The sequence below is a fragment of the Roseibium sp. SCP15 genome, assembly GCF_040329435.1.
Lineage (GTDB): Bacteria > Pseudomonadota > Alphaproteobacteria > Rhizobiales > Stappiaceae > Roseibium.
Genome location: NZ_JBDZYI010000002.1, coordinates 1,081,630 through 1,095,138, shown reverse-complemented (window position 1 = coordinate 1,095,138; position 13,509 = coordinate 1,081,630). Strand labels below are relative to the sequence as shown.

Below are 13,509 nucleotides of genomic sequence, written 5' to 3'. Positions count from 1 at the left end.
GGAGAGAATGGATTCCTTCACACTGAACAAGGCCGCGGGGGCGGTCCTGATGGTGCTTATTCTGACTATGGGTGTTGGAATTGTGTCCGACATCATTTTCAAACCGACGATACCCGGTCAGCCCGGTTATGAGATCGTCCTTGAATCCGCGCCGGATTCAACGTCAGAGGTCGCAGCGGTTCCAGAAGTCGAGCCGATCTCCGAGCGTCTGATTGCAGCTGCTTCGACCAAGGGCGAAAGTGTCGCCAAGAAATGCACTGCGTGTCACACCTTCGAAGAAGGCGGCGCCAACAAGGTCGGTCCTGCGCTTTGGGATATCGTGGGCCGCAAGCCGGGTGGGGTCGACGGTTTCCGTTATTCTTCCGCAATGACGGCATTTGGCGAAGAAAACCCGGAATGGACTTACGAAGAGCTGGACCACTTTCTGGCCGCTCCGAAGAAGTACATCAATGGCACGTCCATGGGTTTTGCCGGACTGCGTAAGCCGGAAGATCGCGCAGACATGATCGCGTATCTCCGCGAAATGTCCGGTTCTCCGAAGCCGTTGCCATCTGAGTAATTCACAAAGTCGACCTGGTCGATTTCAAAAGAATTCATGAAGCCGGGCCCTGGGTCCGGCTTCATTTATTTAAATGTTATGAAAAATTAACAGGTTTAACATTACGTATGGTTGAACGCAGGTTGTAGTCGGACAGGGCCATATGGGCATTAATCTGACCAGGAACTTATTTTACAGGTCGAACGGAACACTGTCGGCTTCCGTCGTTGCCATCGTTTGTTTCCTGTCCGGAATTGCTATCACGCTGCACGTTGCCACTCTTGTCCGCAGCGAAATGATCTCCCAGCAAAAGCGCGAAGCCGTTGCAGGATTGTCCGAAGCACGCGGTCGTCTGGAAGGCGAAATCAGCCGCACAGTGGCGCATGGCCTTGGTATTCGGGCCTATGTCGCGCAGTTCGACGATGAATTGTTCGACATGGCGGACTACCAGGAAATTGCCGCAGATCTCATCGAGGAAAACCCGTCGATACGTTCAATCGGGCTGGCTCCAAACAACATCCTGCGCGCTGTCTATCCCTTCGAGCCCAATCACAAGGCGATCGGCCTGAATTACAGGCTGAACAGCGCGCAATGGCCCGCCATTCGGCAATCGATGCTGACACGCGAAGTCGTGATTGCCGGTCCATTGGAATTGATTCAGGGCGGCAGGGCTCTCTTGATCAGGATCCCGGTGTTTCCGGCAGCCTTTCCCGGTCAGCCGATGCAGGAACGTGCCTATTGGGGCATCGCGACGCTTGTGCTTGATGAGGAAAGCGTGATGGCGGCCGCCGGTCTGATGAATGTCATCAACGGTCTTCAGGTCGCGATAATCGACAATAATGCAGACGAGGCTGCCGAAAACGGGATTTTCGGGGACACGTCCATAAGGGAAAAGGACTTTGTCTCCCTTCCGCTGCATTTGCCGGGCGGACTGAGATGGGAATTGCTTGGCTATCCTGCAGACGGTTGGTCGGCCGCTGGAAGCCAGGTCTGGATTACACGGTTGGTCGGCAGTCTCATTTCTCTGGCATTCGCTGTGATGGCCTTCCTCCTGATCAGTGAAGTCTTCAAGGTCAGGTCGATGGCCCTGCACGACCCTTTGACCGGTCTTGCAAACAGGCGCCTGCTTGCAGATCGAATGCAGCAGCTGGCGGCCATGAGCGAGCGTTCCGGCGAGGGGTTCGATATTTTCTATGTGGATTTGGATGCCTTCAAATCGGTGAATGACAGTTACGGCCATTCGGTCGGCGACCAGCTCCTGATCGAGGTCGGAAAGAGACTTCAAGGCCAGGTGCGTCAGTCAGATACGGTTGCGCGCGTTGGGGGCGATGAGTTCATTGTCCTGACACCCGGCAACATGCGCCGGGAAGAAAAGAGAGCTTTTCTGACGCGTTTGTCGGAAAACGTCGCCAAGCTCTTCGAATATTCCGAAATACTGATCGATGTAAACGCGAGCATCGGAGTGGCCAGTTACCCGACCGATGCCGCAACGGTCGAAGATTTGCTCAAGGTCGCCGACGGGCGCATGTACGCCCGGAAGGCCAAATCAAAGCAAAAGTCCAATGACATTTTGGGGAAGGGCCTTCCCCAGGCAGGTTAAATTTCTGTCATATCCGCAACCAGTTGATGACGTTTGGCCAGCTGATCCCTACACTGGTATATCAACACCCGCCTGAAACGGGTGAAAAACCGGAAAGGGACGGAGAAGCCGATGGTGCTTTCATGGCGTGCTTGGAACGTGGCTGCTGCAAGTCTTGCACTGGCAGGTGCTTTGACCATAACAGGACTGGCAATCAGTCCGGCGCAAGCTGATGAGCCCGAATGGCAGCACGCCGCAGCATTGAACGGCACACCGAAATACGGACCTGAAGTTTCCCATTTCGCCTATGTCAACCCGGATGCTCCAAAAGGCGGCACCGTCAGGCTTGCGAGCCGCGGCGGTTTCGACACCTTCAACATTCTTGCTCAAAGAGGAAGCCTGGCTCCGGGACTGGGACTCATTTACGAAAGCCTCATGGAACCCTCGCTCGATGAGGATGACATCAGTGCGCAATATGGTGCTCTTGCCGAAGCCGTTCGCTTTCCCAAAGACTATTCCTGGGTCGAATACAGACTGAATCCGAATGCCAAATGGCATGATGGTGAGCCTGTGACCGCGGAAGACGTGATCTGGTCATTCGAAAAGGCGATCGAGCTGGATCCTCAACGAAAGTTCTATTTCCAGAACGTGACCGACACCGAAATCGTCGATGAGGGGACCGTACGCTTCACGTTCGACACCGCGGGCAATCGTGAGCTCCCCAAAATCATGGGACAGCTGTTCGTTCTGCCGAAGCATTGGTGGGAGGGCACCAATGACAAAGGCGAAAAACGCGACATTTCCCGTGGAACGCTGGAGCCGCCGCTCGGATCAGGTCCCTACAAGATCAAGAACTTCTCTCCGAACCGGAACGTCACTTATGAGCGCGTAGAAGACTATTGGGGAAAGGGCCTGCCGATCCGCGTTGGCGCGAACAATTTTGACGAAATCCGCTATGTTTCTTTCCTTGATGATGCCGTCCAGTTCGAAGCCTTCAAGGGCGATCAGTACGACTACCATGTAGAGCGCAGCTCCAGCCAATGGGCGAAACGTTACGATTTTCCGGCGATAAGAGACGGTCGGATCGTGAAAGAAATCTTTCCTGACAACTCCTCCGGTGTCATGCAGGGATTTTTCCTGAACCTTCGCAGGGACAAGTTCCAGAATCCGGACGTGCGAAGAGCTCTGAACTACGCCTATGATTTTGAGACAACGAACGAGATCGTCTCGGCAGGCCTTCTGAAAAGAGTTGGTTCCTACTTTGCCGGTACGGAGCTTGCATCGTCGGGACTGCCGGAAGGCAAGGAACTTGAGATCCTGGAGGAGGTGCGCGACCAGGTTCCTCCGGAAGTCTTTACCGAAGAATTCAAGAACCCGGTCGGCGGCTCCCAGCAGAATGTTCGTGCAAACTTGCGTGAAGCGGTGAAACTGCTGCGCAAGGCGGGTTACGAGCTCAAGGACCGCAAGATGATCGACCCGGCGACCGGTGAACAACTGAGCGTCGAGTTTCTCTATCGGGACAAGGCGAGCGAAAGAACGTTGTTGCCCTATTCCAAGAACCTGGAGAGCATAGGCGTTAAGCCGGTTTTGAGACTGGTTGACACTTCCCAGTTCATAAATCGCGTCCGTAGCAGGGATTTCGACGCCACCGTTCTGGTGATCGCACAGTCTCTGTCACCCGGGAACGAACAACGCGAATACTGGGGGTCCACGTCTGCGGACAATCCGAGTTCGGCAAATTACGGCGGCATCAAAAATCCCGCGATCGATCATTTGATTGACAAAGTCATCTTCGCGAAAGACCGGGAAACGCTCGTTGCTGCGACCCATGCGCTCGACAGGGTCCTTCTGTGGAACCACTACGTGGTGCCGCAATTTTACACCGATGAGACCCGGACCGCTCGCTGGAACCGATTTGCGCACCCTGAAAATATGCCGGAATACAGTACGGGCTTCCCGACAATCTGGTGGTATGATCAGGAGCTTGCAGAAAAAACGGGAGCCGCGAAATGACGACGATTTTTAACCCTTCCCGTCGAAAGCTGCTGAAACTTACCGGAGCTGCGAGCCTTGCTGCGGTGCTTCCCAACATTCCCGCATCAGCGCTAGCGGCAGGGGTTGCCGGAGCCGGTCCCCGCCATGGACTTTCGGTTTTCGGCGAGCTGAAATACGGCCCTGATTTCACTCACTTCGACTACGTCAATCCCGAGGCCCCCAAGGGAGGACGGTTCGTCTTCACCGCACCGTCCTGGGCCTATAACCAGAACCCTCAGACGTTCAATTCGTTCAACTCGTTCATCTTGAAAGGCGATGCGCCACCGCGCATGGAGCTGTGCTTCGACACTTTGATGGTGCGCGCGCTCGACGAACCGGATGCCATGTACGGCCTTCTGGCCGAATCGGTCGAGATTTCAGAGGATGGCAACGTCTATACCTTCAACCTGCGTCCAGAAGCCCGTTTCCACGATGGCTCGAAGCTGACCGCAGAGGACGTCGCATTCTCTCTGATGCTCCTGAAGGCCGATGGTCATCCGCAAATCAGCCAGAACATACAGGAACTGAAGGATACGGAAGTTCTGGACGAATACCGGGTCGCGGTGCACTTCACAGGAAAGCAGTCCCGGCAATTGCCCCTGCTCGTGGCCGGATTGCCTATTTTCTCCAAGCGCTATTACACCGCCTACGATTTCAAGCAGAGCACTTTGACTGCTCCCCTGTCGTCCGGAGCCTACAAGGTGGGCAAGCACGCTGTCGGCCGGTATGTGGAGTATCAGCGGTTCCAGGAATACTGGGGCAAGGATTTGCCAGTACTGGTCGGCCAGAACAATTTCCAGATCATCCGCGTGGACTTCTACCGGGATCGGCAGGTGTCGTTTGAAGCCTTCAAGAAGGGGGAAATGACCTTTCGGGAGGAGTTTTATTCCAAGATCTGGGCAACCGAGTACACATTTCCTGCAGTTGAGGACAATCGGGTCATCAGGAAGGAGTTTCCTGACGGCCGGCCTTCCGGCGCCCAAGGGTGGTTCATCAACACCAGACGGGAAAAATTCAAGGACCCTCGATTGCGGCGCGCCTTGAGCTACGCTTTCGATTTCGAATGGTCGAACAAGAATCTCTTCTACGATCTCTACCAGCGCACCCAGTCGTTCTTTGAAAACTCCGACATGAAAGCGGAAGGACTGCCATCGGCGGAAGAGCTCGCAATTCTGGAGCCATACCGCGATCAGCTGCCCGAGAGCGTATTTGAGACCGCATATATCCAACCGGTCAGCGATGGTTCCGGATTTGACCGGAAACTGCTGCGAGAAGCCAGCAAGTTGCTGAAGGAAGCTGGATATGAACGCAAGGGGGCTGAACTGGTCGGCCCGGACGGTGCCCCTCTGACAATCGAGTTCCTGAACAATTCGCCTGCGTTTGAGCGGATTATCAATCCGTATATCAAGAATCTGGGCCGGCTGGGCATTCAGGCAACCTTCCGTCTGGTCGATCCGGCGCAGTATCAGTCCCGGTTGAACGACTATGACTTTGATATCTGTTCGCGCAGATATTCACTGACAGCCACCTTGTCGGAAGCGATCCGCACCTTCTGGGGATCGGAAGCGGCAAAGACGCCGGGAACCTACAACATTGCAGGGATTTCCGATCCGGTGATCGATGACCTGATGGACAAGGCGTTGGAAGCAGAAACGCGGGAAGAGATGAACATCGTCGCCCGTGCCCTCGACAGGGTCATCAGATCTGGCCATTACTGGGTTCCGCAGTGGAACAAGCCGATTCATACGGTCGCCTTGTGGGACATGTTCGGTTATCCCAAGGAGCCGCCGCGTTACGATTTCCCGGTGGAATCGACATGGTGGGTCGACACGGAAAAGGCCAAAAAGATCGGTAAAGCCGGTTAAATTCGATCGCTGGCCTGCGGATCGCTCAATACGGCCAAACTGTAAAGGAAATGCACGAACTCCATGGGCGCTTATATTCTTCGCCGTTTATTGCTGATGATTCCGACACTTGTCGGCATCATGGCCATCAATTTCGTCATTATCCAGTTTGCGCCGGGTGGACCGGTTGAAAGGGTTATTGCCCAGCTTCAGGGTACGGATGTTTCTGCAACATCGCGGATCAGCGGGGGCGGCGGTGATTTTGCCGGCGGAAATGATGCCTCCGGCGGCAGTGGTGTTGCGTCCGACAGCGTGACGTCCAAATACCGAGGCGCACAGGGGTTGGATCCGGAATTCATCAAAGAGCTGGAAGCGCAGTTCGGCTTCGATAAACCGCCTTTCGAACGGTTCCTGAACATGCTCTGGAACTATGCCCGGTTTGATTTTGGCGAGAGTTATTTCCGGGACATTCGAATACTGGATCTGATCGTGGAAAAACTGCCGGTTTCCATTTCCCTTGGGCTTTGGATGACGCTGATTTCCTACCTTGTGTCCATCCCCCTGGGAATTCGCAAGGCGGTGAGCGATGGATCGAAGTTCGATGTCTGGACGTCCGGTGTGATCGTGGTGGCCTATGCCATTCCAGGCTTTCTGTTTGCCGTTCTCCTGATCGTTCTCTTCGCAGGCGGATCGTTCTGGGACCTCTTCCCGCTTCGTGGACTTGTTTCCGACAACTGGGAGCAGCTGTCCTGGCCCGCCCGCATTGCCGACTATTTCTGGCATCTGGCGTTGCCTTTGACTGCGATGGTGCTGTCGGCCTTTGCAACCACCACCTTGCTGACGAAGAACTCCTTCCTCGATGAGATCCGCAAGCAATACGTCGTCACCGCGAGAGCCAAGGGGCTCACCGAGCGCCAGGTTCTCTACGGACACGTTTTCCGCAACGCGATGCTGATTGTCGTCGCGGGTTTCCCGGGTGCGTTCATTTCCTCTTTCTTCGCCGGATCTCTGCTGATTGAAACGATCTTTTCGCTCGATGGCCTTGGTTTGCTCGGTTTTGAATCCGTCATCAATCGGGACTACGCCGTGGTCTTTGCAACGCTTTACATCTTTTCCCTGATGGGATTGCTCGTGAATCTGATGTCGGATCTCACCTACACCTGGATTGATCCCCGGATCGATTTTGAAAGCCGGGAGGTGTGACCCATGGATTCGCGACTGAACAAGGATCTTGAGAACGCCGGCTACGACGTGCTCAATCCTCTGGCAGAGGAAACCGCACCGCCGCCGAAAAAAATGCGCCTGTCACCGATCAATCAACGACGATTGGTGAATTTCAAGGCGAACCGGCGCGGGTTCTGGTCCCTTTGGATCTTCCTCGTGCTTTTCACGCTGGCGATGCTTGCAGAGTTCATTACCAACGACCGGCCTATTCTGGTGTCCTACAAGGGAGAACTTCTGACGCCGGTATTCGTGGATTATCCTGAAGAAAAGTTCGGCGGATTTCTCGCGGTGACTGACTACCGCGATCCTTTCATTCAGGATGAAATCAATGCCAACGGCTGGATGCTCTGGCCACTGGTGCGATACTCCTATCGTACGGTCAACAATGAAATCCCCGTTCCGGCACCTGCACCTCCGTCCTGGACCCTGGACAAGGAACAGCGCTGTGTGCGCTATCCGCTTGGCGCTGAAGACCTCAACTGCGTTGTCGGAAATTGGAACTGGCTGGGTACCGACGATCAGGGGCGGGATGTTCTGGCCCGTCTCATCTACGGATTCCGCATCTCAGTACTATTCGGCTTGGCTCTCACCCTGGCGTCCTCCGTTATCGGCATCGCCGCAGGTGCCGTGCAGGGCTATTACGGCGGCTGGGTGGACCTCATCTTCCAGCGCTTTATAGAAATCTGGACCGCAATTCCGACACTCTATCTGATCCTCATCGTGTCGTCGTTTCTGGTACCCGGTTTCTGGACGCTGTTCACGATCCTGCTTGCGTTCTCCTGGGTGGCCTTGGTCGGTGTCGTCCGGGCGGAGTTTCTGCGTGGCCGGAACTTTGAATATATCTCGGCGGCACGTGCGCTGGGCGTCTCCAATCCAGTGATCATGTGGCGGCACCTGCTGCCCAATGCCATGGTGGCAACGCTGACCTTCATGCCGTTCATTCTGAATGGCTCGATCTCGACACTGACAGCGCTGGACTTCCTCGGGTTTGGTTTGCCGCCGGGCTCTGCTTCTCTTGGCGAGTTGCTGGCTCAGGGCAAGAACAATCTGCAAGCGCCTTGGCTTGGCATAACCGGGTTCATCGTGATTTCACTGATGCTCAGCCTGTTGATTTTCATTGGTGAAGCCGTGCGCGATGCTTTCGATCCGCGCAAGAGTCTGGCGTAAGGAGACCGGGATGACACGAAATGCTCTCCTGACCGTCAAGGATTTGTCCGTTGCTTTCACGCAAGGTGGCAAGGAAACTCTCGCGGTCGACAGGATTTCCTTCGACATCAAGAAGGGGGAGACCGTTGCCCTGGTGGGTGAAAGCGGTTCGGGAAAGTCGGTTTCCGCACTCTCTGTCCTGAAGCTCTTGCCGTATCCGGCCGCCTCGCATCCGTCGGGCGAAATCCTGATGAACGGCAAAGACCTACTGCAGGTGAACGACAGCGAGATGCGCAAGGTACGCGGCAACGACGTCTCCATGATCTTTCAGGAGCCGATGACCTCGCTCAACCCGCTGCACACGGTGGAAAAGCAGATTGCCGAAATCCTGAAGATTCACCGCGGCATGGGGGAAACGCAGGCAAGAGAACGCGTTCTGGAACTGCTCAATCAAGTGGGTATTCGGGACCCGGAAAAACGGCTCAATTCCTATCCGCACCAGCTTTCGGGAGGTCAACGCCAGCGTGTCATGATCGCAATGGCGCTTGCGAATGAACCCGACCTTCTGATCGCCGATGAGCCGACCACGGCGCTAGACGTGACCGTGCAGGCCCAGATTCTCGAGCTTTTGAAGGATCTGCAGCGCCAGCAGGGCATGGCGATGCTCTTCATCACGCATGACCTCGGAATTGTCCGCAAATTTTCTGACCGGGTGTGTGTGATGACCGGTGGCAAGATCGTGGAGCAGGGACCCGTTGCGGATATCTTCGAAAACCCGCAACACGACTACACCAAGCATCTGCTTGCCGCAGAGCCCAAGGGTGAGCCGCCGGCAACCGACACCAGCAAACCGATCGTTGTTCAGGCTGACGATCTGAAAGTCTGGTTCCCGGTCAAGCGTGGCTTCCTGCGCCGGACGGTGGATCACATCAAGGCGGTCGACGGAATTGACATCACTGTGCGCGAAGGTCAGACCCTCGGCATTGTCGGCGAAAGCGGTTCAGGGAAAACGACCCTAGGTCTTGCAATCTTGCGGATGATTTCATCCACGGGCCGGATCGCCTTTAATGGGCAAGATATCCAGAGCAACTCCTGGAAGGAAATGCGCCCGCTTCGCCGCGACATGCAGATCGTGTTCCAGGATCCCTTCGGTGCCTTGTCGCCGCGCATGTCCGTTGCAGATATCGTGGGTGAAGGGCTTCAGGTGCATTTTCCGGGAATTTCGGCGGAAGAGCGTGACCGAAGGGTTTCTCAGGCACTGGAGGAAGTGGGTCTCGACGCATCGACACGGCACCGTTATCCGCACGAGTTTTCCGGTGGGCAACGCCAGCGGATCTCGATTGCCCGTGCGATGGTGCTTGAGCCGAAATTCGTCATGCTTGACGAACCTACCTCCGCTCTGGACATGAGCGTGCAGGCACAGGTGGTCGATCTCCTGCGCGATCTGCAAAGAGCTCACGGTCTTGCCTATCTGTTCATTTCGCATGACTTGAAGGTCGTTCGGGCGCTCGCGAACGAAGTGATCGTCATGAGACAGGGAAAAGTCGTGGAATCAGGATCGGCGGAGCAGATCTTCGATGCTCCGCAGACCGACTACACCAAAGCTCTGATGGCAGCTGCCTTCAGGTTGGAAACCGCACCGGAGGGTGTCGTCAGCATCTGAGCGTGGACAGGCGGGAGCAGGACCGCATGGTTGAGCATCTGGGGCTGGTTGCCGTCGTGATCATGGTTGCCAGCTATGCGTTGGAAAGCCGGCATCCCCTGTTCATCCTCATGTTCGCCTTCGGATGTGCGCTCGCCAGCTTTTATGCATTTCTGATTGGCTCAGTCCCGTTTCTGATCGCCGAGGGGATCTGGGCAGTGATCGCATTCGCCCGATTTTGGAACAGGCGCGAACCCGGGCAGAACAGCTAACTCGATCTGTCGGCAAAATCACCAGCGCAGCCGATTGCTGCGCCGGTGAACAGCCCTATGCGCAAGGTTTCACTGGATCTGCCGTCTTGCCTCCGGCTCCGGAGGGAACATTTCTCAGGTCATAGTCTTCGGCAAGCGTGACATACTCCTGCAGCTCAGACGATTTCAGGAAAGTCGAAATCAGCATCGGCCCTTCGTCATCCGGATCAATCTTGCAACCGGATACATCAATCGCGAGCGAACCTGCGATCTGGTCCTGTTCAGTTTTCGGAAGAGCAAGGTATCTCGCCTGGAGTGCGCGTAGTTCGTCCACCTGACGAGCCGCAATCCGGTAGACGGCAATCGTCTTGCGATTGCCGGCCGATGGCCCTTCGGACATTTCCGCCGCAGTTTCAGCCTTTTCCAGGTAAATCGTCTTTTCCCGAATAACACGGCCGGTTTTCTTGTCCGTCATGGAAAAGAGCATGCGTGGGCCCTTGGCGGGAATTTGCAGCCGGTCGGTATGTACAACAGCTATGCGGAACAGATCGAGGTCGGTCGTGGCCGGGTTGAAGCTGTCGAGATCATCGCCGTGTGCAGTCGTGGCAAACGGCCCGATCAGGGTTGCGACAAACAAAAGGATTCCTGCACGCAGCGACGGTGTCGCGCGCCGGAGGGTCAGTCCAAACATGTGATGATACTCCATATTCGAAAACGCACGAATTAATTATCGTAAAACAATAAAAAATGAAAGAAGAAAAACATGCACCTGTTTATTTAGGTGCAAATTCCTGACGGTGATGGATTTTCTCCTTTTTCAATCCGAGTGAAACTACGGAACAGAAATTGGAGCAGGAACAACGCAGAGCCGCGCAAATCTTGATCCATCCGAATATCCCAGGAAACGGTTCGGGCTGTCTATCGCGGGCCCGCGTGAGGATTTTTGAAGCTGGTTGAACAGCTGAGCCGGAGGAAATTTCCGGCAATGTGCCAGACAAGCAGTTTAATCTGCTGCGATATGCTTCTGGCGCTCTCAACGTACTGTATCGCGGGAGTCACGCGGGATATCGAGTTTCGGTTTTCTTAGGAGAGGCTGGAAAGAGAACCTGAGACAGAGCGTCGATTCGGCTGGAGTTTGAAATTGGAAGCCAAAGAGCAGTGGGAGAATACTAGAAGTTTGTTAGAAACATGTTTGAACCGAAGCTTTGCTTCACTGAAAGGCCATACTGCCCTTCTGCGACGGACTTGAAGTTCGATGCGCCAAGAACTTCTACCAAAAGCCTGACCCTGTTCTGGTCCAGGATGCCTTTCAATCCGTCCAGCACTTCCAGTTCATGCCCTTCGACGTCAATTTTGACAAAAACCGATTTATCTGTAGCGGGCATGAATGAGTCTATTCGCCTGATAAGGCACTCTTGCTTATCGCAATAGTCCCACTTTTCGGACATGCGCTCAGGTGACAGACTGGAAACGTCCGTGGCTCTTGGGTCGATTGATAGAAAACCGGTCTCGTCCACGTTTCCAGCTGCTATGTTCCAGGCTCGGATCTGCGAGTGAAAGCTATTAAGAGTAATGTTTGCGGCCAGAATACCGAACACCTTGCGATTGGGTTCAAAGGATTCGATTTGCTGAACGCCAGCACGAGCGGCGAGCAATGAGTACCCACCCCAATTTGCTCCAATATCGTAAAAAATGTCGGCTGGTTCCGCCTTCAGCGAATTTGTCACGAGCTCGTATTCTGAAAACTCGTATTCGTAACCGGCGAAAAGTTCCCTTGAAGTTGGCTCGCTCATATCCAGCAGTAGCCGGTTATGGAAATAGTGATTGTAGAGCCGGAACCGCTGCATCCGCTTTGCATATGACTTCCAGAGGCGACGATAGCGGGCTTCAAAGTAATTCATTGTGGAATTTTTCTGACAGAAACAGTTCAAGGTGCATTATTTGAATGCACCCCGGATTGCAACTGTTTGTCTCGCAGACGCTGCGATCTTTCTCGGCTCACCCCACCCAGCAAGTGGCAAAGAAGCCGTTCTTTTCCTGGTCCTTGCCAATCGAGCGGCGAGTCTTGAAACCGATCAGACCGTCTGCCCCACCGACATCATGTCCCAGTCCTTCAAGGCGTTGTTGTAGATTGCGGACTGCACCGCGAGTTGTTTCCTTCATCGGCTTCCAGTCGCCGACAAAACCCTTGTTGCTCCCGTACCGGTCTGCAAGGTGCCCGACGAACAAGGCGTAAGTGTCGGACTCATTGTATTTCTTCAGCACGTAGAAATTCTCCGTGGCAATGAACGCCGGGCCGTAGCGCCCGGCAGGCAGCAGGATGTTGCCTGCCTGCCTGAGTTCATTATCCGGAAACGGTCTCCCGCTGACGCGCTTGACCCCTTCGCCCACGAAACCGGAAATCCTTTGCTGGTTGTCCGGTCCTTCACGGGTGCAGGAAATCGAATTGGGAAGGTGAATCTCGTAGCCCCAGTCCCTGCCTTTCTGCCAACCGTGGGCGGAAAGATAATGGGCAATGGACGCCATGGTGTCGATTTCTGACGTCCAGATGTTTCGCTTGCCGTCTCCGTCGAAATCGACTGCGTATTTCATATAGGACGAAGGCAGGAACTGCGGTTGTCCCATGGCTCCGCCCCAGGAGCTTTTCATGGCTCGGCGGGACACGTCGCCATTTTGAAGGATCTTCAGGGCGGCTATCAGTTCGCCTTTGAAAAACTCCGGCCGTTGGCCCATGAAAGCCTGCGTTGCCAGAACCCGCACGGCGTCATAAGGGATCTTGGCACCACCGTATCCGGATTCCCTTGCCCAGATCGCCAGGATGATGCGTTTCGGCACGCCGTAACGAGCCTCGATTCTGGCAAGGGCATCTGCATGTTTCTGCATCAGGCGGCGTCCGCCGGGCACCAGCGCGTTGAACTGGCTGTCACGAAAGTAGCGCGCAGGCGAGCGGAACTCTGCCTGGAAGTTGACTTTTGGAGGAGAGCCTTTGCCTCCTGGACCGACCAGTCCGGGAAGGGAAGCATCTGGCGTCAGGCCAGCCAGTTCGCGGTCGAGCGTTGCTTGTGAAACACCGGATCTGCGGGCTGCCGGAATGACCTCGTTGTTCAGGAACTGGCGGAATTGGGCATCGTACTTTCCGGCTTGAACGGGCAGTGGCTGCAACAAAGAGACAAGAAAGGCGGCAAAAAGGATGGGCAACAAGCGGATCACGTCAGGCTCCAGCGGTGATTTGTCCGCCGGAATCCTAGCAC

Annotated in this window: 11 protein-coding genes; 8 read left to right on the top strand and 3 right to left on the bottom strand. The window is 55.0% G+C overall.

Annotated elements, in window-relative coordinates; genetic code table 11:
* The first annotated feature begins 7 nt into the window (after window positions 1-7).
* From ABLO27_RS12475 to ABLO27_RS12440, 8 genes are all read left to right on the top strand, one after another.
* Window positions 8-559, top strand: a complete 552-nt coding sequence (locus ABLO27_RS12475) for a c-type cytochrome (protein WP_353033241.1) — start codon at window positions 8-10, stop codon at window positions 557-559.
* 142 nt (window positions 560-701) lie between these two features.
* On the top strand, window positions 702-2,138 hold the full coding sequence (locus ABLO27_RS12470) for a diguanylate cyclase (RefSeq protein ID WP_353033240.1): 1,437 nt from the start codon (window positions 702-704) through the stop codon (window positions 2,136-2,138).
* Between the two features lie 111 nt (window positions 2,139-2,249).
* Window positions 2,250-4,130 carry an extracellular solute-binding protein gene (locus tag ABLO27_RS12465; protein WP_353033239.1) on the top strand — a complete coding sequence of 627 codons (1,881 nt, stop codon included), beginning with the start codon at window positions 2,250-2,252 and terminating at the stop codon, window positions 4,128-4,130.
* Complete coding sequence (locus ABLO27_RS12460) at window positions 4,127-6,016, top strand: extracellular solute-binding protein (protein ID WP_353033238.1); 1,890 nt, start codon at window positions 4,127-4,129, stop codon at window positions 6,014-6,016. The genes ABLO27_RS12465 and ABLO27_RS12460 overlap by 4 nt, the downstream gene beginning before the upstream one ends.
* Before the next feature lie 63 nt (window positions 6,017-6,079).
* On the top strand, window positions 6,080-7,198 hold the full coding sequence (locus tag ABLO27_RS12455; RefSeq protein WP_353033237.1) for a microcin C ABC transporter permease YejB: 1,119 nt from the start codon (window positions 6,080-6,082) through the stop codon (window positions 7,196-7,198).
* A 3-nt stretch (window positions 7,199-7,201) separates the two neighbouring features.
* Window positions 7,202-8,386, top strand: a complete 1,185-nt coding sequence (locus ABLO27_RS12450) for an ABC transporter permease (protein ID WP_353033236.1) — start codon at window positions 7,202-7,204, stop codon at window positions 8,384-8,386.
* A 10-nt stretch (window positions 8,387-8,396) separates the two neighbouring features.
* On the top strand, window positions 8,397-10,028 hold the full coding sequence (locus ABLO27_RS12445) for an ABC transporter ATP-binding protein (protein WP_353033235.1): 1,632 nt from the start codon (window positions 8,397-8,399) through the stop codon (window positions 10,026-10,028).
* A gap of 26 nt (window positions 10,029-10,054) precedes the next feature.
* Window positions 10,055-10,279 (top strand): hypothetical protein, encoded by a 225-nt coding sequence (locus ABLO27_RS12440; protein WP_353033234.1) that lies wholly within the window; start codon window positions 10,055-10,057, stop codon window positions 10,277-10,279.
* Window positions 10,280-10,334: 55 nt separating this feature from the next.
* Here ABLO27_RS12440 and ABLO27_RS12435 read toward each other — a convergent pair whose 3' ends face one another.
* The 3 genes from ABLO27_RS12435 to ABLO27_RS12425 all read right to left on the bottom strand — a co-directional run bounded on the left by ABLO27_RS12435 (window position 10,335) and on the right by ABLO27_RS12425 (window position 13,459).
* Window positions 10,335-10,949 carry a hypothetical protein gene (locus ABLO27_RS12435; RefSeq protein ID WP_353033233.1) on the bottom strand — a complete coding sequence of 205 codons (615 nt, stop codon included), beginning with the start codon at window positions 10,947-10,949 and terminating at the stop codon, window positions 10,335-10,337.
* Window positions 10,950-11,427: 478 nt separating this feature from the next.
* Window positions 11,428-12,159 carry an FkbM family methyltransferase gene (locus tag ABLO27_RS12430; RefSeq protein WP_353033232.1) on the bottom strand — a complete coding sequence of 244 codons (732 nt, stop codon included), beginning with the start codon at window positions 12,157-12,159 and terminating at the stop codon, window positions 11,428-11,430.
* Between the two features lie 97 nt (window positions 12,160-12,256).
* Window positions 12,257-13,459: a lytic murein transglycosylase gene (locus ABLO27_RS12425; protein ID WP_353033512.1), complete on the bottom strand. Its 1,203-nt coding sequence runs from the start codon at window positions 13,457-13,459 to the stop codon at window positions 12,257-12,259.
* Window positions 13,460-13,509: the final 50 nt, after the last annotated feature.